Raw genomic sequence first — 18,231 nt, forward strand, 5'->3', positions numbered from 1 at the left:
AGAATCCGGCCGTCAGGGGCGGTGCCGGCCGGGGACCACCCCGGAAATCGCAACCGGATCGCCGGGCCGGTCCCGGCGTGCGCGCGCCGCGGCCCGGGCGAACACGATGGTGCTGCCGCCGGCCGGCGGGGGGAGTACCGCGGCGAGCCCGATCAGCACCACGATGCCCGGGAGGACGAACAGCTTCCGCGGCCGCAGGTCCCGGCCGCGGATCCCGGCCAGGACGAGCAGCACCACCACGGCGGTGCCGATGAGCATCGGCACCGATCCGGCGCCATCATCGCCGGTGGCTTCAGCGAACTGGGGAACGAGCAGCACGGCATCACCTTCCGGTGAGCCAGGAACGCCGGCCGAGCGCGTAGCCGTAGGCGCCGGACATGGCCAGGAGGACGACGGCCTCGATCCGGGCGCGGTCCGAGCGCTGCGGTTCCGGCAGGACGTCGCGGATGCCGTGCTCGATGGCGTCGACCAGCTCGGCCAGGTTCGCCGACGAGGTGCCGAGGTCGTCGGCGTGGAGCTGGGACCACGTCCCCAGCCGGACGTACCGCTCGTCCGTGAGCGTGTCGTAGAGCACCTTCGTCATGCCCTCCGCGTAGGGCACCCCGTTGTCGGCCCGCATCCGTTCCCGGACGCGTTCGCGTTGCCGCTCGTTTTCGCGTTGCAGCACCGCCTGCACCAGCGCCCGGTAGGTGCCGAAGTAGTGGGTCACCAGCCCGTGTGTCACCGGGCGGCCGACCGCGCTCGGGGTCCGCGCCGGCCGGTCGCCGTTCGGGGCGGCCGGTGGGCAGACCCGGACCGCCGGGGGCCCGCGTCCGCGCGAAGCCGGCGCCGGAGTGGAGGCCCGCGTCGCGCGCGGTTCCGGATCGTCGGCGCCGCGGTGTGGTCGCGTTCCCCGGGCCGCCACCGCGCGCGCCGGGTTCGCCGGCCGGGATCCGTGCGGGTCAGCCCTCTTCGGGACCACGGCCGGTGACCTGGCGGCGCACCTGGTGGCGGCACTGGGGCTCGCGCCCGGCGAGGCCGAAGCGGTGGCGGACGAACTGATCGGCCTCGTCGTCCACCCGGCGCTGCCGCGCCTGCTGTTCGGGATCGACTCGCCGGTGGACGAGCCGCCGGCGGAGGCCGACTTGGCCGCGGACGTCGACCTCGACCGGATCGGCCGGCTCTTCCGCGTGGTGCTCGGGTCGCGTCGGTGAGCTAGCGGCCCGCCGCCGTAACACCATGCCTCTGACCTGCTGAAACTTACTATTCTGCGGGGGTATACACGGTGGGTATACTCCTGCGGTATAGTGATCCTCGACCCCGGATCCGGGGTCGAGGAGGGATCAGGGGAATGTCGATTTCGCACACCTTGCTCGCTTTGCTCGAGTCCGGCCCGCGGCATGGCTACGACCTGAAACGGGCGTACGACGAGCAGTTCGGGCAGGACCGCCCGCTGGCTTACGGCCAGGTCTATTCGACGCTGTCACGGCTGCTGCGCAACGGCATGGTCGAAGTGGCGGGCGTCGAGAGCGGGGACGGGCCGGACCGGAAGCGCTACACGATCACCGACGCGGGGGTCACCGACGTCGAGACGTGGCTGCGCACACCGGAAAACCCGCAGCCGTACCTGCAGAACACGCTCTACACCAAGGTGGTGCTCGCGCTGCTGTCCGGGCGCAGCGCCACCGACGTGCTCGACGTCCAGCGCGGCGAGCACCTGAACGTGATGCGCGCGCTCACCAAACGCAAGCATGCGGGCGACCTCGCCGATCAGCTGATCTGCGATCACGCGCTCTTCCACCTCGAGGCGGACCTGCGGTGGCTGGAGCTCACCGCCGCGCGCCTCGGTGAACTCGAACAGGCGGTGCGCTGATGGCCGGGCCGGGAACGCCGTTGCTCGTCGGCAAGGGACTGCACAAGTCGTTCGGCCCGACGCGGGCGCTCGACGGGGCGGCGCTGTCCGTCTCGGCGGGGGAGGTGCTCGCGATCATGGGCGCGTCCGGGTCGGGCAAATCGACGCTGCTGCACTGTCTCGCCGGCATCATCCGGCCGGACGCGGGCACCATCGACTACCGCGGCGCCGACCTCGCCGGGATGGCCGACAAGGGCCGGAGTGCGTTGCGGCGCACCGACTTCGGCTTCGTGTTCCAGTTCGGCCAGCTCGTGCCCGAGCTGTCCTGCCTCGAGAACGTCGCGCTTCCGCTGCGGCTGACCGGAAGCCGGCGGAAGCAGGCCGAGGCCAAGGCGACCGAATGGCTCGCCCGGCTGGAGGTCGACGGGCTGGCCAAGCGCCGTCCCGGCGACGTCTCCGGCGGGCAGGCGCAGCGGGTCGCGGTGGCGCGGGCGCTGGTGACCGGGCCGAAGGTGGTCTTCGCCGACGAGCCGACCGGCGCGCTCGACTCGCTCAACGGCGAAAAGGTCATGCGGATGCTCACCGAGGCGGCGCGGGAAACGGACGCCGCGGTGGTGCTGGTGACCCACGAGCCGCGGGTGGCCGCCTATTCGGACCGGGAGATCATGGTGCTCGACGGGCGCACCGTCGATCGGGAGCTGGTCGCATGATCCGCGATCTGGCGCTGGGCCTCCGGCTGGCCGTCGGGGGCGGCCGGATGTCCGGCGCGGCGCTGCTGCGCCTGGCGATGACCGCGTTCGGGATCGCGCTCGCGGTCGCCGTGCTGCTGCCCGCGGCGGCGGTCCACCACCTGGTCGGCGCGCAGGCGGAGCGCAAGGCGGCGATCACGCAGGTCACCGAGCCGCGTGCGGGCGTCGCCCCGCTGCTGGCCTACAACTGGTACGCGTCGGTGGGTGACGAGTTCGTGAAGCTCACCGCGGTCGCGGCGACCGGGCCGACCTCGCCGGTGCCGCCGGGGCTCAGCCGGCTGCCCGCGCCGGGGGAGCTCGCCGTGTCGCCGGAGCTCGCCGCGAAGCTGGCCGGACCGGAGGGTGGCTCGCTGAAAGCGCAGCTGCCCGGGCACGTCGTCGATCGGATCTCGCGGGAGGGCGTCTCCGGCGCGGGCGATCTGGCCGCGTTCTACGGGGTGCCGGCCGCGCAGATCGAGGCCGAGGGCGCCGACGGCAGAAAGGTCTACGCGTTCGGCCGGCCCTACACCGGGCTCGGGCTGTCGGCGGTCGTGCTGGGCGTCATCCTGCCGATCGCGGCGGTGCTGCTGCTGCCGTTGCTGATCTTCGTCACCACCGCGTCGCGGATGGGGGCGGCGCAACGGGAACGCCGGCTCGCCGCGCTGCGGCTGCTCGGCCTGGACTCCCCGCAGGTCAAACGGATCGCGGCGGCCGAATCGCTGGTCGGGGCCGGGATCGGGCTCGCGGCCGGGATCGGGTTCTTCGCCCTGCTGCGCACGTTCGTCGCCGACATCCTGCCGTTCGGCCTGCGGATCTTCCCGGAGGACCTGGTCCCGTCCTGGCCGTTCGTCGTGGTGATCGTGCTGCTGGTACCCGGGCTCGCGGTCGGTTCGGCGCTGTTCGGGCTGCGCCGCACGATCGTGGAACCGCTCGGCGTGGTCCGCCAGGGCAAGCCGGTGCGCCGGCGGATGTGGTGGCGCTGGGCGCTCACCGCGATCGGCGTGCTGTTCCTGGCCGCCACCCTGGCCTTCGACCGCGGGGACGGCGACACGCCCGCCGCGCTGGCGCTCGCGGTGGGCAGCGTGTTCCTGCTCGTGGGCGTCGCGGCCCTGCTGCCGTGGCTGGTCGAGCGGCTCGTGGAGCGGCTGCACGGCGGTTCGCCGTCGTGGCAGCTCGCGATCCGGCGGCTGCAGCTGGACAGCGGCACCGCCAGCAGGGTGGTGTCCGGCCTGGTCGTCGTGCTGGCCGGCACGATCCTGATCCAGGGCGTGATCACCTCGCTCGGCAGCGGTTCCGACCGGCAGGTCACTCCGGACGGCGTGGCCGCCGCCCCGGTGCAGGTGCAGACCACCGCCGAGCACGAGGGCGAGGTCCGCGAGCTGGTGTCGGCCGTGCCCGGGGTGACCGGTACCCACCCGGTCCGGAACCTGTCGTTCCGGACCGGGAAGGGCGAGGAGAGCTACGGCGTGGTCGGCGACTGCGTGGCGCTCAAGGTGCTGGCGAACATCGGCGCCTGCTCCGACGGCGACGTGTTCTACCTGGCGACGGCATCGGCCCGCACGGCACCGGCCGGCCGGGTGCAGCTGCAGGGCCATTCCCGCGCCGGCGCAGTGAACGGTCCGGAGTGGACGGTCCCGGGCACCGCCCGGGTCGTGCGGTCGGACGACACGGCCAGAGGTGGCCAGAACCTGCTGGTCACGCCCGGCGCGCTCGGCGGGCTCGCCCTCCCGGCGTCCTCGGTCGCGGTCTACGTGTCGGGCACCGGAGACCCGCAGGCGCTGACCGACGACGTCGCGAGGGCGGTCCAGCCGCTCGCGTGGAACGCCACGACCACCAAGAGCGACTACCTCGGCGATTTCCGCGCCCGCGACCAGCGGATGGTGGAAAGCTTCCGCGCGGTGCTGATCACCGCGTCGCTGTTCGTGCTGGCGGTGGCCGCGATGAGCCTGCTGATGCTGTCGATCGAGCAGATCAGCGAACGGCGGCGACCGCTGGCGGCGCTGTCCGCGGCCGGCGTGCCGATCGGGGTGCTGGCTCGCGGGGCGCTGTGGCAGACCGCGATCCCGGTGGTGGTGGGCGTGGTGCTGGCGGTCGCGGCGGGGCTCGGGCTGACGGCGCCGATCCTGCGGCTGGCGGACCGCCCGATGATCGTCGACGTCCCGGTGCTGCTCGCGCTGGCGGGGACCACGGTGGTGGCGGTCCTGCTCGTGACCGCGTTGACGATGCCCTTGCTGCGGCAGGTGACCCGATTGGACACGCTGCGCTCGGAATGAGCCGGTCGGCCGGGGCTCGCCGGGCGGCACCTCGGCCCGGTCACCGGGGCTCGCCGCCCGGCGCCACGGCTCGCCTGCCGGGCACGTTTGGGCCGCCGCTCGCCCGCCGGGGCGAGTTTGGGCCGCCGCTTGCGTTCCCTCGCGGTGATCGCGGGCCGGGCAGCGCGCGTGGTTTGCGCGAGCAGACCCGATTGCTCCCCGGCCAGCGGACTCGGCCGTCGGCGTGGTCGCGCTACCGGCTGTCGCGTTCAGCCGCGCCGCTCGCCCGCCGGCGGGGAATCTCCGCGGGTTGCGGCGCGGCCCGTGCCGCGCCGCCACCCGGTCACCGTTTGCAGGGCCCGAAGTACCGGCACTCGATCAGCGCCCGGGGGTCGAGCGACCGTGCGCGCGGCTCGAGGGTGTCGAGCAGGGTGGCGATCTCGTCCAGGTCCACGGCACCCGCCGCGGTCAACGGGAAGAACCGCTCCTGGGTGTCGTGCTCGGGGCAGCCGCTGCCGCGGAGGTTGCCCGCCGGGACGAGGGCGAACACCTCGTCGCCCTCGTTGCCGAACGTGAAGTAGCTCTGCAGCCGCACCGGGGTGGTGTCGGCGACCTCGTTGATGTGGCGGCCGCCGTAGGTCTCGGGGTAGTGCCACCCCGCGTGCACGTCGTCGGCGAACCACACCCGCGCCGGATCGCTCTCGCCGTCGAGGAGCCAGCCGCGTGCGGTGAGGAACTCGTGCACCCCGAGCTGGCGGGCGACCATGAGGTCGGTCGTGGTCATCGCGGTCCCTTCGGACGAAGACGGGTACTCACGCTCAGTGTCGCGCTTGGCCGGTTTCCACGACCGGGTGACCCGCGTCCGGGAAGCGAGACGCCGAGCCGGCTACACGATGCCCGCCGAGATCAGCTGCTGCCAGATCTCGCCCTGGTCGACGACCTCGACGCCGTGCTTCTCGGCCTTCGTCAGCTTGCTCGCCCCGACGTCGGCGCCGGTGATGAGCAGGTCCGTGCTCGCCGAAACCGAGGTCGCCGTGGTCGCGCCCGCCCGCTCGCAGAGCCGCTGGAACGTCGGCCGGGGCACCTTCTCGCCCGACCGGGGGTCGCTGATCGCGCCGGTGACCACCACCGTCTTGCCCGCCAGCGGCGCGCCCGCCGCGACGACCGGCGGGAGGTCCTCCTCGCGCACGTCCAGCGAAACGCCCGCCTCCCGCAGGCGCTCGAGCTCGGGACGCAGCCGGGTGAGGTGCTCGATCAGCGACGCGGCGACCTTCGGCCCGATGTCCTCCACCGCCACGAGCCCGTCGACACCCGCTTCCGCGACGTCCTCCAAGGAGCCGAACCCGGCCCGGCAGAGGCGGGCGGCCGTGCCTTCGGACGCCATCGGGATCGCCAGCCCGATCAGCGCCCGGCGCAGGCCGACCGCCCGGCTCGCGTCGATCGACTCGATCATCCGCGTGGCCGAGACCTCGCCGATGCGGTCGAACTCGAGCAGCTTTTCCTTCGTCAGCCCGTAGAAGTCCGACGGGTGCTCCAGGATCCCCGCCTCGGCCAGCCGTTCGATCCACACGCCGCCGATGGCGTCGATGTCCGCCGCCGCCCGCGACGCCCAGTGGATCAGCCGCCGCACCGTCTGGGCCGGGCAGGACACGTTGGTGCAGAACAGTTCCCGGCTGTTGCCCTGCTCGGTCAGCGGCTGCCCGCACGACGGGCACACCTCCGGCGGGACGATCTCCCGCTCGGCGCCCGTGCGCTTCGAGGCGTCGAGCACGCCGGCGACGAACGGGATCACGTCGCCGGCGCGGCGCACCAGCACGGTGTCGCCGATCTTGATGCCGCGGGCGCGGATCACCTCCTGGTTGGCCAGTGTCGCGCGGGTGACCGTGGTCCCGCCCACGAAGACCGGTTCCAGCCAGGCGACCGGGGCGATCTTGCCGGTCTTGCCGACGTCCCAGACCACATCGGACAGCACGGTCGTCTTCTCCTCGGCGGCGAACTTGAACGCCAGTGCCCCGCGGGGCGAGCTCGACCGGGTGCCGGCCGCCGCGTAGGCGTCCCGGCTCGCCAGCCGCAGCACGGCGCCGTCGAGGTCGTAGTCCAGGTCGTTGCGCTGCTGTTCGATCTCGCCGATCACGCTCTGCGCCGCGGCGGCGTCGGCGCACCGCCGCATGTCGGCCGCGGTGAAGCCGAGCGTGTGCAGGGCGCTGCCGAGGTCGGTCTCGGCGCTGTCGGGCTCGGTGTGCAGGTCGAAGGCGAAGAACCGCAACCGGCGCTCGGCCACCGTCGCGGGGTCCTTCGCGCGCAGCGTGCCGGCGGCGGCGTTGCGCGGGTTGATCAGCGGTTTGTCCGGGTGGGCGGTGTTGTAGGCGGCGAAGGTGGAGCGCAGCATGACCGCTTCGCCGCGGACCTCGACGCGGCCCGGTGCGCCGACCTGCTCCGGGATCCCGTCGGTCAGGGCGCGCACGAGCATCGTGACGTCGTCGCCGGTGGTGCCGTCGCCGCGGGTGACGGCCCGGGCCAGGCGCCCGTTTTCGTAGACGACGGCCAGCGACAGGCCGTCCAGCTTCGGCATCACGACCACCGGCTGGCCGGGGAAGCGGTCGAAGAACGCCTCGACCTGCTCGGGTTTGGTCGCCTTCTCCAGCGACAGCATCGGGCGCGAGTGCCGGATCGGCGCGTGCAGCACCGCGGGCGCGCCGACCTGGTCGAGGGGGTTCGGGTCGGGCGTGAGGTCCGGGTGCGCCTCGATCAGGCTCCGCAGCTCGTCCTCGACCGCGTCGTACTCCGCGTCGGCCACCAGCGGCGACCCCCGATAGTAGGCGTCACGCAGCACCGTGATGCGGTCGGCGAGTTCCGGGATGCGTTCCTGAGCGTTCACACCGGGGACGTTACCGGGCACCCCCGACAAGAACCCGCAGCCTGGAAGAACTCCAGGGTTACGATGAAGATCATGCGATTCGCCATCAAGACCTCACCCCAGAACACCGAGTGGGCGGACATGCTCGCCGTCTGGCAGGCCGCGGACGAAATCGAGCTGTTCGAGTCCGGCTGGACCTTCGACCACTTCTACCCCATCTTCTCCGATTCGACCGGACCGTGCCTGGAAGGCTGGGTGACGCTGACCGCGCTGGCACAGGCCACCAAGCGGCTGCGGCTGGGCACGCTGGTCAGCGGCATCCACTACCGCCACCCCGCGCTGCTGGCGAACATGGCCGCGACGCTCGACATCGTCTCCGGCGGCCGGCTGGAGATCGGCGTCGGCGCCGGCTGGAACGAAGAGGAGTCCGGCGCGTACGGCATGGAGCTGGGCTCGATCAAGGCCCGCAGCGACCGGTTCGAGGAAGCGTGCGAGGTCCTCGTCGGGCTGCTGACGCAGGAGACCACGACGTTCCGGGGCGAGCACTACCAGCTGACCGACGCCCGCTGCGAGCCGAAGGGCGTCCAGCGGCCGCACCCGCCGATCTGCATCGGCGGCAGCGGCGAGAAGCGCACCCTGCGCACGGCCGCGAAGTACGCCCAGCACTGGAACTTCGTCGGCGGCCCGCCCGAGGAGTTCGCCCGCAAGCGTGAAGTCCTGCACCGCCACTGCGCGGACGTCGGCCGCGACCCGGCGGAGATCACGCTGTCCTCGCACGTCCGGCTCGACCCGGACCTCGATTACGCGAAGGTCGCCGCCGAAGCCGAGGCGCTCGGGGAAGCGGGGGTGGACCTGGCGATCGTGTACCTGCCGCCGCCGCACACCCCGGCCGTGCTGGAACCGCTGGCGAAGGCGCTCGAGCCGCTGCGCTGAACCGCCGCGTCAGGCCGGGGCGCCCAGCGCGGCGACGGCCGCGGCGATGCCCGCGCGGTCGTAGCTGCCGGTCGGCAGGGTGGCGCTGTGCGCGTGGCGGACCACCCCCTGCGCGTCGACGAGGATGCTGCCGGACCGCTGCAGCGCGCCGAAGACGGCCCGGCTCAGGCCCACCAGCTCGTGGGGCGTGCCGCGGCGGCCGGTGAGGACCGGGAACGGGATCTCGTGCTTCGCCCGCCACGCGGCCGCCGTCGCGCGGTCCTCGGGGACCGCGATCAGGACCCGGACGCCGGCCGCCTCGAGCGCGGCGGCGTCCTCGGCGAGGGCACGGACGTGCCGCCGGCAGACCGGGCACGTCGTCGACCGCATGAAGTAGAGCAGGACGGCGTGCCGGCCCCGGTGGTCGGCCAGTCGGACGGTCTGCCCATCGGTGTCTTCCAGCACCAGCGGCGGTGCGGGCGATCCGGCTTCGAGCACGGTGGACTTCCTTTCGCGAGTGGGTTTTCAGGCGGTGTGCAGCCGGGCGCGGACCGCGGTCCGCGCCCGGTGCAGGTGGGATTTCATCGCCGCGGTGCTCAGCCCGAGCGCGCCGGCGACCGCCCGTCCCGGGTGCCCGAGGACATCGCGCATGATGAGCACATGGCGCTGGACGTCCGGCAGCGCCCGGATGGCTTCGGCGACGCGCTCGGCTTCGAGCCGCCGGAGGACCTCGTCTTCGGCCGACGCGGCCAGGCCGGGGTCGGCGGCGTCCTCGAACAGCCGCCGGGCGCGGCGCAGGCACTCGTTCCGGACGATCCGGAACATCCACGACGCCAGCGCGGCCGAGGCCCGCAGGGAACCGATCTTGCGGTAGAGGACGAGCAGGGCCTCCTGCGCCGCGTCCTCGGCGTCCTGCGGCGACGCGCAGAGGTGGTCGGCGAAGCGCCGCACGTGCGGATGGGCCCCGTGCACGACCGCCGTGATCGACTCGAGGTCGCCACCCCGCGCCGCTTCGACGAGCCGCTCGCTGACCCAACCCATGGCATCTCTCCCTGTCGGTGTGACCACACCCCATAAGAGGCTCCGGCACCCCGACAGGATTCACCACCGGTCCGGGACGGTGGTCCGGCGGCGCGTCTCGTCGCTCAGCGTGTCCGGGGCCGGGTGCTTCCGGATCGCCTCCCGCTCGCGGCGGGCGGCGCCGGTGGCGCGCCGTCGGTCCGGGAGGTCGCGTCGTGGCCTTTCCCGCCACCCGCCCGGAAACGCCGAACATCGAAATCCCCGATTTCGTGATCAATGGACATCGTCACTTGTTTCCGTTACAACCCATAATTGAGGTTCACTCGATCGTGTGAGACTGAAATTCGGGCTCTCGTGCTGGTTGGCCAAGAGTAATGGCGTCGGTAAAGTCGTCCCGTGGAGAGCAACCCGAATGGTTGACTATTTCGCCACTCGCCTTCCGTGATTCCGGAGCAGAAAGAAAGAGCCTTGGATTTCGAAGCACTGGCCGGCGAGCTGCGGAACCTGCGGGAGAACGTCGCCGGGGTGACCGACACGGTGCTGGCCGCGGTCGACGGCATCCCGATCATCGCCGACGCCGCCGACGACATCGATCCGGCGAAGATCTCCGCGCTCGCCGCGGCCGATCTCGGGATCGCCCGGCAGGCCGCCGAAATCACCGGCAAGGGCACGCTGAACCAGACCGTGGTGTTCGGCAGCGAAGGCTACATGGCCGTCTACGCCATCGGGCGGCTGGCGCTGATGGTCGTGCTGGGCGACAAGGGCCTGAACGTCGGGCGCCTGCTGTTCGAATCCCGGCCCGTCATCGAGCGGATCGGCTCGATCCTGGCCGCGTAGCACGCCGGCCGACCACCCGTTCACCGAGAGGAAGCAGCACGATGATGAACATCGATACGGCACTCAAGGAAGCCATGTCGATCAGCGGCGCCGTCGGCGTCGCGCTGGTCGACTACGAAAGCGGGATGTCGCTGGGCACCAGCGGCGGCGGCGAATGGCTCGACCTGGAGGTCGCCGCGGCCGGGAACACCGAGGTGGTGCGGTCGAAACTGCGGGTGATGTCCTCGCTGGCGCTCAACGATTCCATCGAGGACATCCTGATCACCTTGCACCGCCAGTACCACCTGATCCGGCTGATGAATTCGGTGGGTTCCCGGAATTCGCTGTTCCTGTACCTGGTGCTGGACCGCGACCGGGCGAACCTGGCGCTGGCCCGGCACTACCTCAAACGCATCGAAACGGATTTGCAGGTGTAGCCCGGGATGACCGGAGGCGGCTCCCGCGCCGCACTCGTCGTCGGCTCGGCGTTCGTGCACGACATCGGTTCCCTGTTCCCCGTGACGATGAACCTCGCCGGTGAGGAGCTGGCGTTCACGTTCGTGTCGTCCTGCCCGTCACCCGACGCCGTCGCGGAGTGGGTCCGGCTGCGCTCGGGCACCGTCGTGGCCGGTCGGGTGCCGCGCTTCTTCGTCGACGCGAACGGGCGGCGGATCCGCGTCGAGCTGGCCGGATCGGCGATCCGGGCCCTGGTCGTCCTCGCCGACGAGGTGACCGCCGCACCGGCGTCCGTCCCGCAGCTCGGCCGCTGGCAGGACCAGATGCCCTGCCGCGTGCGGGGCGCGATGGACGAGCTCGCGCGGATGCTGTCGCGCTGCCACCACCGCGCGGGCGGCGCCGCGCCGCTGATCGACCTGGAACTGGCCTACCGGCCCGACCGCGAATACGAGACGCGGCTGGCCGGCGCGCACGAACGGGTGCGGGCCTACATCGCGCCGGTCCGCCCGGTGCTGGCCATGCGCTGGCGCTCGGCGACGGCGGCCCAGCGCAAGGCGTTCCTGGCGGAGATCCCGGACGATTCACCGGTCCGGGGCTGGCTCCGGCGGCGCCGGACCACGCGGATCATGGGAATGGAGGTGGAGGTCTCACCCTGACCGGCGCCCCTCGGGGCAGCACCGCACCGGCGGGGCGGCCGTCCTGCGCCCCGCCGGCGGACCGGTCACCGCAGCTTGCCGAAGAACGCCCGGACGTCGCCCACCAGCAGATCGGGTGCCTCCATCGCCGCGAAGTGGCCGCCCCGGCCGAACTCGGACCAGTGGACGATCGTGTGCTCGCGGTCGAGCGCGCCGCGGATCGAAACGTCCAGCGGGAACACCGCGACCCCGGTCGGCACCGGAGACCGCTCGCTCGCGCCCCACGCGCCCGCGTGCGCGGTCTCGTAGTAGCAGTTGGCCGACGACCCGCCGGTGCCGGTCAGCCAGTAGAGCATCACGTTGGTGAGCAACAGGTCGCGGTCCACCGCGTCCTCCGGCAGCTCGGCGGCCGGGTCGGTCCACTCCTTGAACTTCTCCGCGATCCAGGCCAGCTGCCCCACCGGGGAATCGTGCAGCCCGTGCGCCAGCGTCTGCGGCCGGGTCGTCTGCATCGCCACGTACCCGGACTGTTCGGTCCGCAGGTACGCGAAGTGCTCCAGCCGCGCCTTCTCGGCTTCGGTCAGCTCGGCGCCGTCGTCCGGCGCCCCGAACGCGGCGAGCCCGTTGGCGTGCACGCCGACGACCTTGTCCGGGGCGAGCCGGCCGAGGCCCGGGCCGACGACGGCGCCGGTGTCGCCGCCCTGCGCGCCGTAGCGGTCGTAGCCGAGCCGGTGCATCAGCTCGGCGAACGCGCGGGTGATCCGGCCGGTGTCCCAGCCCGTCTCGCGGGTCGGCCCGGAGAAGGCGGTGCCGGGGATCGAGGGGATCACCAGGTGGAACGCGTCCGCCGGGTCGCCTCCGTGGGCGCGCGGGTCGGTCAGCGGGCCGATCACGTTCAGGAACTCGACGATCGAACCGGGCCAGCCGTGGATCAGGATCAGCGGCAGGGCGTCCGGCTCGGGGGAGCGGACGTGCAGGAAGTGGATGTCCTGCCCGTCGATCTCGGTGACGAACTGGGGAAACGCGTTCAGCTTCCGCTCGTGGGCGCGCCAGTCGTAGCCGTCGCGCCAGTACCCGGCCAGCTCCTTGAGGTAGCTCACCGGTACCCCGCGGCTCCAGCCCGCGCCGGGCAGGTCCGCCGCCCACCGGGTGCGGGTGAGCCGGTCGCGCAGGTCGTCCAGGTCGGCCTGGGGGACGTCGATGGTGAAGGGCCGGATCTCTTCGTTGTTCCGCATGCCTCCAACCTAGGAGCTGGTTAGGTCAGCTTCGGTCCTAGGCGAAGAGCAGAATGAGCCGCATGCGGGAAACCTCGGCACGGCTGCTGCGGCTGCTTTCGCTCCTGCAGACCCGGCGCGACCGGTCCGGAGCCGAACTGGCCGAACGCCTCGACATCACCCCGCGGACCGTGCGCCGCGACATCGAACGGCTGCGCGCGCTCGGCTACCCGGTGCTGGCCACCGCGGGCACCGCCGGCTACCGGCTGGGCGCCGGCGCGGACCTGCCGCCGCTGCTGCTCGACGACGACGAAGCCGTCGCCGTCGCGATGGGCCTGCGCACCGCTGCGGGCGGCTCGATCACCGGCATCGAGGAGACGTCGGTGCGCGCGCTGGCCAAGCTCGAACAGGTGCTGCCGTCCCGGCTGCGCCACCGGATCAACGCCCTGCGGTCGGCGACGGTGCCGCTGGCCGGCACCGGCCCCACCGCCGACCCGGACACCCTCACCGCCATCGCCGCCGCCGTCCGCGACTCGGTGCGGCTGCGCTTCGGCTACCGCGCCCACGACGGCACCGAGAGCGTCCGCACGACGGAGCCGCACCGGCTGGTGCACACCGGACGGCGCTGGTACCTCGTCGCCTGGGACGTCGACCGCGCGGACTGGCGCACCTACCGCGTCGACCGCCTCGAACCCCGCACGCCCACCGGGCCGCGGTTCACCCCGCGCACGCCGCCCGCCCCCGATCTCGGCGGCTACACCTCGCGGGCGATCTCGACGTCGGCCTACCGCTACCAGGGCCGGTTCACCCTGCACGTCAGCGCCGAGACCGCGGCCGAGCGGATCGCCCCCACCACCGCGGCGCTGGAACCGATCGACGAGCACAGCTGCACCCTGCGCGCCGGCTCCGACTCGCTCGACGAGCTGGCGATCTACGTCGCCGGCAAGGGCTTCGACTTCCAGGTGCACGAGCCCCCGGAACTCGTCGACCACGTCCGTGCGCTGGCGGCGAGGTTCGGCAAGGCGGCCGGCTGAGCCGAGGTGACCGCGCCGGGTCCCCGGGGCACCGATTCCTTCGGGGACCGCGCGGAGTCCATGTCTTCGGAAGCGGCGCAGGCGCCGGTGACCGGAGGCGAGGAGACACGAGTGCGCACCAGGACATCACCCACGCCGGTGGCCCCGGCCGCGGGACCGGCACAGCGAAGATGGGTGCTCGTCATCACCTCGGTGGCGTCGCTGATGGTCGTCCTCGACGCGCTGGTCGTGGCGACCGCCCTGCCGGCGATCAGGACCGGCCTCGGCGCGTCGGTCACCGAGCTCGAGTGGACGGTCAACGCCTACGGCCTGAGCTTCGCCGTCCTGCTCATGACGGCGGCAGCGGCCGGTGACCGCTGGGGGCGGCGCCGGGTCTTCACGGCGGGGGTGACGCTGTTCGCGGCGGCGTCGCTGGTCTGCGCGGTCGCGCCCGGCGTGGCGGTCCTGATCGCCGGGCGGGTGCTGCAGGGCGCCGGGGCCGCGTTCGTCATGCCGCTCGCGCTCGCCCTGCTCGGGGCCGCCTTCCCAGCCGGGCTGCGGCCCAAGGCCCTGGGGGTGTTCGCGAGCGTCAGCGGGGTGGCGGTGCCCCTCGGGCCGCTGCTCGGCGGCGCGGTCGTGGAAGGCATCTCGTGGCCGTGGATCTTCTGGATCAACGTCCCGATCGGGGCGGCGTTGGCGTACTTCGCGCTGACCCGGGTCGAGGAGAGCCACGGCCCGGACCCGGTCCTCGACGTCCCGGGCCTGGTGCTGGCCGGCGCCGGCTCCTTCGGGGTGGTGTGGGGCCTGGTCCAGGGCAACTCGGCCGGCTGGAGCAGCGTGGCCGTGCTGGGGCCGCTGGTGGCCGGGCTGGTGGCGTTCGGCGCGTTCGTGGCGTGGCAGCGGCGAGCCGCCCACCCGATGCTGCCGCTGCACCTGTTCCGGTCCCGCCGGTTCGCCGCCGGCAACGCCGTGATCTTCTTCCACTGGGCGTCCGCGCTGGGTGCGGTGTTCTTCATGGCCCAGTTCCTGCAGGAGGGGCTGGGGTACGGGCCGCTGGCCGCCGGGCTCGGGCTGGCGCCGTGGGGGCTGACGACGACGGTCGTGCCGCAGCTGGCGGGCCGGCTGGCCGGCCGGTTCGGCGAGCGGCCGTTCATCGTGGCGGGGCTGGGGCTGCACGCCCTCGCCATGGGGTGGATCGCCCTGGTCGCCGGGCCGTCGATCGGCTATGGCGTGATCGCCGTGCCGCTCGTGCTGTCCGGCACGGGGATCGCGATGTGCCTGCCCGCCGCGCAGAGCGCGGTGCTGACGTCCGTCGCGCCGCGGTTCCTCGGCAAGGCCTCCGGCGCCTTCAGCGCGATGCGGCAGCTCGGCGGGGCGTTCGGCGTGGCGCTCCTGGTGGCCGCTTTCTCGCTGACCGGCAGCTACGCCTCGAGGGCCGAGTTTTCCGCCGGGTTCACGGCGGCCGCCGTGGGCAGCGCCGTGCTCGCCGCGGCCGGCGCGCTGGCCGGTTCCGTCATTCCCCGCCGTGAAACGAAGGAGTAGAGCCATGTCCGAGCCGAAAGCCGTTCAGTTGCGCGAACTGCACCACGGGAAGCTGCTGGTGCTGCCGAACGCGTGGGACGAGGCGAGCGCGGAACTCGTCGTCCACATGGGATTCCCGGTCGTGGCGACGTCCAGCGCCGCGGTGGCCGGCGCGCTGGGCCACGAAGACGGCGAACGGGCGCCGTGGCGGGAGATGTTCGCCGCCGTGGCGCGGATCGCCCGCGCGGCGCCGGTTCCGGTGACGGTGGACGCCGAGGCGGGCTACGGCCTCGAGCCGGACCAGCTCGTGGCCGAACTGCTTTCCGCCGGGGTGGCGGGCTGCAACCTCGAGGACACCGACCACCGGGCCGGGGGACTGGTGCCCGCGACGGCCCAGGCGGACCGGCTGGCCGCGATCCGCGCGGCGGCCGGGGAGTCCTTGGTGCTCAACGCGCGGATCGACACTTTCCTGCCGCCGAGCGGGTTTTCGGGAGCCGAGCGGACGGACGAGGCGATCCGGCGCGGGCGGCTGTATCGCGAGGCCGGGGCGGATTGTGTCTACCCGATCGGTATTTCGACCGCGGCCGACCTCGGGAAGGTGGTCGCCGGCGTGCCCGGGCCGGTCAACGGGAACACAGGCGCGGAGCTGGATTTGGACACCCTGGCGGCGCTGGGGGTCGCCAGGGTGTCCTTCGGACCGCGGTTCTACCGCGCGGGGATGGCGGCGATGCGCGGCGGGCTCGAGGAGCTGCGCCGCGCGGCGGGGATGGAGGTACCCGGTGCCCGGGCCGCCGGCCGATGAGGCGATGCTCGCCGCCGCGCTCGAGCACGCCGTCGCGTCGGCGGCCGGGGTCGGTCTCGCCGATCTCGGCCGGCCCTCGGCCTGCGACGGCTGGACCGTCGCCGACGCGCTTGCCCACCTCACGGGGTCCCTCCGCTGCGTGGCCACCGCACTCGCGTCCGGCGTCGTGCCGCCGGACACGCCGGCGCGGACCGGACCGGTCACCGCCCGGTGCCTCCGGCGCGATCTCGGCGACGCCGCGGCCGCGCTCACGGCCGCGGCAAGGGATCTTCGCGGCCGGCGCGCGGTCGCCGTCGACGGGCTGGCGCTGCCGTGTCACCAGCTGATCGTCGTGGGCGCCATCGAAGCGGCCGTCCACGGCTGGGACGCCGACCCGGCCCGGCCGATCCCCGGCGAGCTCGCCACCCGGTTGCTCGCCGAACTGCCGTCGGTGCTCGACGGCGGCACGCGCCGGGGGGTGTTCGCCGAGCCCGTCACCCTGCCGCCGGGGCGTCCTCCCGGTGCCCGGCTGCTCGCCGCCCTCGGGAGGGATGATCGACGATGTCCATGACGAACGAGGAGCGTGTGGTGTCTTCCGAGGAGCGGCTGCGGGACGAGTTCGGCTCGCTGCGCCCGGCGCTGGTCGCGCACTGCTACCGGATGACCGGGTCCTACCAGGACGCCGAAGACGTCGTCCAGGAGACCTACCTCAAGGCCGTCCGGGGCGTGGACGCCTTCGAAGGGCGGTCGTCCCTCAAGACGTGGCTCTACCGGATCGCCACCAACACCTGCCTCACCGAGCTGAACCACCGCAGCCGGCGGGTGCTGCCCGCCGGGCTCGGCGCACCGTCCGACGATCCGGGGGCGCGGGTCTTCGCCGACGACTCGGTCGCGTGGCTCGGGCCGCTGCCCGACGCCGTGCTCGGCGATCCGGGGGAGGTCGTGGTGCGGCGCGAGTCGGTCCGGCTGGCGCTGGTCGCGGCCCTGCAGCACCTCCCGGCTCGGCAGCGCGCCGCGTTCCTGCTGCGCGAAGTCCTCTCCTGGTCGGCCGCCGAAATCGCGGACGTCCTCGGCATCAGCGTGCCCGCGGTGAAGAGCCTCCTGCAGCGGGCCCGCGTCCGGCTCGACGAACTGGACCTCGACGGCCGGCCGGAGCCGCCCGGCCCGGAGGACGAGCGCGCGCTGCTCGACCGCTACATCGCGGCGTTCGAGGCCGAGGACACCGTGGCGCTGCGCACCGTCATCCAGGACGACTTCAGCCTCGAAGCGGTGCCGCACCCGGTCTGGTTCCGCGGCGTGGCGGTGTGCCTGCCGTTCCTGGAGCGGGCCTTCACCGCCCCGGGCGGCGCGGCCCGGCTGCTGCCCACCCGAGCCAACGGCCAGCCCGCCGCGGGCAGCTACCGTCCCGACACCACGGGCGTCCGGCGCGCCGACGGGCTGTGGGTGTTCACGGTGACCGACGGCCGCTTCTCCCGGGCGGTCAAGTTCCACGACCCCCGGCTGGTGACGGCGGCCGGGTTGCCCGGCCGGCTCTAGTGGGCGGTTCAGACTTCGAGGTGGGTGGAGTCGACCAGTGCGCGGACAGGTCCAGCAGCCCGGCGGCGCGCAGCCCGGCGCGAGCAGTCGCCCGGGCAGCTGCTGCCGGACACCGGCCTCCTGCCACTCGGTCAGCCGCCGCCGGCAGGCGGCCCCGGAGGCGCCGAACCTCTTAGTGGGCGAGCAGCTTCACGCCCACGACGGCGAGGGCGATCGCCACCTCGACGACGAAGAGCAGCAGCTTGACCGGCCACCGGACGGCCGTGCGCCGCGTCGCGAGCAGGGCCAGTACGGCGATCGTGAGCACGAGCGACAGGGCGGCGAGCCACAGGGCGGTGCTCAGCGGCAGCCAGCCCAGTGCCGCGGCACCGACGCTGAGCAGCGGCAGCAGGGCGGTTTCCAGGACGTGGCTCGCCGCCTTGAGGATGTGGCGCAGATCGGGGCCGCGGGGAAACCGGCCGTGGGCGATGCGGTGGGCGCTCACGTCCGCGAACCCGCCCGCCAGGCAGAGCGCGCCCATGGCGGACGCGATGTCCGCGACGGCCTCCGGCGCCGATGTCTCGTTCGCGTAGCTCACCAGGACCAGCACGGTCGACAGGCCGACCAGCGTCGCATACACACGTTCCCGCAGGGCGGACACGACGGCTTGGCTCATGGTG

21 protein-coding genes are annotated in these 18,231 nt (G+C 73.1%); 13 read left to right on the plus strand and 8 right to left on the minus strand.

All coding sequences use genetic code 11. The features are described 5' to 3' along the window. Nucleotides 1-12: 12 nt before the first annotated feature. Nucleotides 13-318: a hypothetical protein gene (locus QRY02_RS05550; protein WP_285990411.1), complete on the minus strand. Its 306-nt coding sequence runs from the start codon at nucleotides 316-318 to the stop codon at nucleotides 13-15. A gap of 4 nt (nucleotides 319-322) precedes the next feature. After that, the gene (locus QRY02_RS05555) at nucleotides 323-709 is read right to left on the minus strand and encodes a hypothetical protein (protein WP_285990412.1); all 387 of its coding nucleotides are present in this window, start codon (nucleotides 707-709) and stop codon (nucleotides 323-325) included. A gap of 277 nt (nucleotides 710-986) precedes the next feature. On the opposite strand from QRY02_RS05555, the gene QRY02_RS05560 reads away from it, so the two are divergent. From QRY02_RS05560 to QRY02_RS05575, 4 genes are all read left to right on the plus strand, one after another. Further along, the gene (locus QRY02_RS05560; RefSeq protein ID WP_285990413.1) at nucleotides 987-1,193 is read left to right on the plus strand and encodes a hypothetical protein; all 207 of its coding nucleotides are present in this window, start codon (nucleotides 987-989) and stop codon (nucleotides 1,191-1,193) included. 137 nt (nucleotides 1,194-1,330) lie between these two features. Beyond that, the gene (locus QRY02_RS05565) at nucleotides 1,331-1,852 is read left to right on the plus strand and encodes a PadR family transcriptional regulator (RefSeq protein WP_285990414.1); all 522 of its coding nucleotides are present in this window, start codon (nucleotides 1,331-1,333) and stop codon (nucleotides 1,850-1,852) included. Further along, a complete protein-coding gene (locus QRY02_RS05570; RefSeq protein WP_285990415.1) occupies nucleotides 1,852-2,541 on the plus strand; it encodes an ABC transporter ATP-binding protein in 690 nt (229 codons plus the stop codon). The genes QRY02_RS05565 and QRY02_RS05570 overlap by 1 nt, the downstream gene beginning before the upstream one ends. Next, on the plus strand, nucleotides 2,538-4,832 hold the full coding sequence (locus tag QRY02_RS05575) for an FtsX-like permease family protein (RefSeq protein ID WP_285990416.1): 2,295 nt from the start codon (nucleotides 2,538-2,540) through the stop codon (nucleotides 4,830-4,832). Before QRY02_RS05570 ends, QRY02_RS05575 begins: the two co-directional genes overlap by 4 nt. A 322-nt stretch (nucleotides 4,833-5,154) precedes the next feature. Here QRY02_RS05575 and QRY02_RS05580 read toward each other — a convergent pair whose 3' ends face one another. Both QRY02_RS05580 and ligA read right to left on the minus strand, forming a co-directional pair. Then, on the minus strand, nucleotides 5,155-5,595 hold the full coding sequence (locus QRY02_RS05580; protein ID WP_285990417.1) for a hypothetical protein: 441 nt from the start codon (nucleotides 5,593-5,595) through the stop codon (nucleotides 5,155-5,157). Between the two features lie 102 nt (nucleotides 5,596-5,697). Further along, nucleotides 5,698-7,689 (minus strand): NAD-dependent DNA ligase LigA, encoded by a 1,992-nt coding sequence (ligA, locus tag QRY02_RS05585; RefSeq protein WP_285990418.1) that lies wholly within the window; start codon nucleotides 7,687-7,689, stop codon nucleotides 5,698-5,700. Between the two features lie 72 nt (nucleotides 7,690-7,761). Between ligA and QRY02_RS05590 the strand changes: the two genes are divergently transcribed. Continuing rightward, on the plus strand, nucleotides 7,762-8,601 hold the full coding sequence (locus QRY02_RS05590) for an LLM class F420-dependent oxidoreductase (RefSeq protein WP_285990419.1): 840 nt from the start codon (nucleotides 7,762-7,764) through the stop codon (nucleotides 8,599-8,601). A 9-nt stretch (nucleotides 8,602-8,610) separates the two neighbouring features. Here QRY02_RS05590 and QRY02_RS05595 read toward each other — a convergent pair whose 3' ends face one another. Continuing rightward, the gene (locus QRY02_RS05595; RefSeq protein WP_285990420.1) at nucleotides 8,611-9,078 is read right to left on the minus strand and encodes a peroxiredoxin family protein; all 468 of its coding nucleotides are present in this window, start codon (nucleotides 9,076-9,078) and stop codon (nucleotides 8,611-8,613) included. 27 nt (nucleotides 9,079-9,105) lie between these two features. Beyond that, nucleotides 9,106-9,621, minus strand: a complete 516-nt coding sequence (locus QRY02_RS05600; RefSeq protein WP_285990421.1) for an RNA polymerase sigma factor — start codon at nucleotides 9,619-9,621, stop codon at nucleotides 9,106-9,108. Nucleotides 9,622-10,068: 447 nt separating this feature from the next. Between QRY02_RS05600 and QRY02_RS05605 the strand changes: the two genes are divergently transcribed. From QRY02_RS05605 to QRY02_RS05615, 3 genes are read left to right on the plus strand one after another with little or no spacing between them, the layout of a single operon-like run. Continuing rightward, nucleotides 10,069-10,437: a roadblock/LC7 domain-containing protein gene (locus QRY02_RS05605; RefSeq protein WP_285990422.1), complete on the plus strand. Its 369-nt coding sequence runs from the start codon at nucleotides 10,069-10,071 to the stop codon at nucleotides 10,435-10,437. Between the two features lie 44 nt (nucleotides 10,438-10,481). After that, complete coding sequence (locus tag QRY02_RS05610) at nucleotides 10,482-10,853, plus strand: hypothetical protein (RefSeq protein WP_285993770.1); 372 nt, start codon at nucleotides 10,482-10,484, stop codon at nucleotides 10,851-10,853. Nucleotides 10,854-10,859: 6 nt separating this feature from the next. After that, nucleotides 10,860-11,528: a hypothetical protein gene (locus QRY02_RS05615; RefSeq protein ID WP_285990423.1), complete on the plus strand. Its 669-nt coding sequence runs from the start codon at nucleotides 10,860-10,862 to the stop codon at nucleotides 11,526-11,528. Nucleotides 11,529-11,593: 65 nt separating this feature from the next. On the opposite strand, the gene QRY02_RS05620 is transcribed toward QRY02_RS05615, so the two are convergent. Then, nucleotides 11,594-12,742, minus strand: a complete 1,149-nt coding sequence (locus QRY02_RS05620) for an epoxide hydrolase family protein (RefSeq protein WP_285990424.1) — start codon at nucleotides 12,740-12,742, stop codon at nucleotides 11,594-11,596. Between the two features lie 62 nt (nucleotides 12,743-12,804). Here QRY02_RS05620 and QRY02_RS05625 point away from each other — a divergent pair, with 62 nt between their 5' ends. The 5 genes from QRY02_RS05625 (at nucleotide 12,805) to QRY02_RS05645 (ending at nucleotide 17,572) form a co-directional block, all read left to right on the plus strand. Beyond that, on the plus strand, nucleotides 12,805-13,755 hold the full coding sequence (locus QRY02_RS05625) for a helix-turn-helix transcriptional regulator (protein ID WP_285990425.1): 951 nt from the start codon (nucleotides 12,805-12,807) through the stop codon (nucleotides 13,753-13,755). Between the two features lie 174 nt (nucleotides 13,756-13,929). Further along, nucleotides 13,930-15,276, plus strand: coding sequence for a DHA2 family efflux MFS transporter permease subunit (locus QRY02_RS05630; RefSeq protein WP_285990426.1), 1,347 nt, complete (start codon nucleotides 13,930-13,932; stop codon nucleotides 15,274-15,276). A 4-nt stretch (nucleotides 15,277-15,280) separates the two neighbouring features. Beyond that, complete coding sequence (locus QRY02_RS05635) at nucleotides 15,281-16,057, plus strand: isocitrate lyase/PEP mutase family protein (RefSeq protein WP_285990427.1); 777 nt, start codon at nucleotides 15,281-15,283, stop codon at nucleotides 16,055-16,057. Continuing rightward, nucleotides 16,035-16,607, plus strand: a complete 573-nt coding sequence (locus QRY02_RS05640) for a maleylpyruvate isomerase family mycothiol-dependent enzyme (RefSeq protein WP_285990428.1) — start codon at nucleotides 16,035-16,037, stop codon at nucleotides 16,605-16,607. Before QRY02_RS05635 ends, QRY02_RS05640 begins: the two co-directional genes overlap by 23 nt. Next, entirely contained in the window at nucleotides 16,604-17,572 is a 969-nt protein-coding gene (locus tag QRY02_RS05645) for an RNA polymerase subunit sigma-70 (RefSeq protein WP_502874243.1), read from the plus strand. The genes QRY02_RS05640 and QRY02_RS05645 overlap by 4 nt, the downstream gene beginning before the upstream one ends. Before the next feature lie 172 nt (nucleotides 17,573-17,744). Here the strand turns inward: QRY02_RS05645 and QRY02_RS05650 are convergent, their stop codons facing one another. Further along, complete coding sequence (locus QRY02_RS05650; protein WP_285990430.1) at nucleotides 17,745-18,227, minus strand: hypothetical protein; 483 nt, start codon at nucleotides 18,225-18,227, stop codon at nucleotides 17,745-17,747. Nucleotides 18,228-18,231 lie beyond the last annotated feature (4 nt).

This window comes from Amycolatopsis sp. DG1A-15b (assembly GCF_030285645.1).
Lineage (GTDB): Bacteria > Actinomycetota > Actinomycetes > Mycobacteriales > Pseudonocardiaceae > Amycolatopsis.

Bases quoted from the DNA above. Each gene is read 5' to 3' on its own strand.
- QRY02_RS05575 (WP_285990416.1), top strand. From the start codon at position 2,538: ATGATCCGCGATCTGGCGCTGGGCCTCCGGCTGGCCGTCGGGGGCGGC.
- QRY02_RS05590 (WP_285990419.1), top strand. From the start codon at position 7,762: ATGCGATTCGCCATCAAGACCTCACCCCAGAACACCGAGTGGGCGGAC.
- QRY02_RS05645 (WP_502874243.1), top strand. From the start codon at position 16,604: ATGACGAACGAGGAGCGTGTGGTGTCTTCCGAGGAGCGGCTGCGGGAC.
- QRY02_RS05610 (WP_285993770.1), top strand. From the start codon at position 10,482: ATGAACATCGATACGGCACTCAAGGAAGCCATGTCGATCAGCGGCGCC.
- QRY02_RS05625 (WP_285990425.1), top strand. From the start codon at position 12,805: ATGCGGGAAACCTCGGCACGGCTGCTGCGGCTGCTTTCGCTCCTGCAG.
- QRY02_RS05600 (WP_285990421.1), bottom strand. From the start codon at position 9,621: ATGGGTTGGGTCAGCGAGCGGCTCGTCGAAGCGGCGCGGGGTGGCGAC.
- QRY02_RS05615 (WP_285990423.1), top strand. From the start codon at position 10,860: ATGACCGGAGGCGGCTCCCGCGCCGCACTCGTCGTCGGCTCGGCGTTC.
- QRY02_RS05620 (WP_285990424.1), bottom strand. From the start codon at position 12,742: ATGCGGAACAACGAAGAGATCCGGCCCTTCACCATCGACGTCCCCCAG.
- QRY02_RS05650 (WP_285990430.1), bottom strand. From the start codon at position 18,227: ATGAGCCAAGCCGTCGTGTCCGCCCTGCGGGAACGTGTGTATGCGACG.
- QRY02_RS05570 (WP_285990415.1), top strand. From the start codon at position 1,852: ATGGCCGGGCCGGGAACGCCGTTGCTCGTCGGCAAGGGACTGCACAAG.
- QRY02_RS05635 (WP_285990427.1), top strand. From the start codon at position 15,281: ATGTCCGAGCCGAAAGCCGTTCAGTTGCGCGAACTGCACCACGGGAAG.
- QRY02_RS05580 (WP_285990417.1), bottom strand. From the start codon at position 5,595: ATGACCACGACCGACCTCATGGTCGCCCGCCAGCTCGGGGTGCACGAG.
- QRY02_RS05565 (WP_285990414.1), top strand. From the start codon at position 1,331: ATGTCGATTTCGCACACCTTGCTCGCTTTGCTCGAGTCCGGCCCGCGG.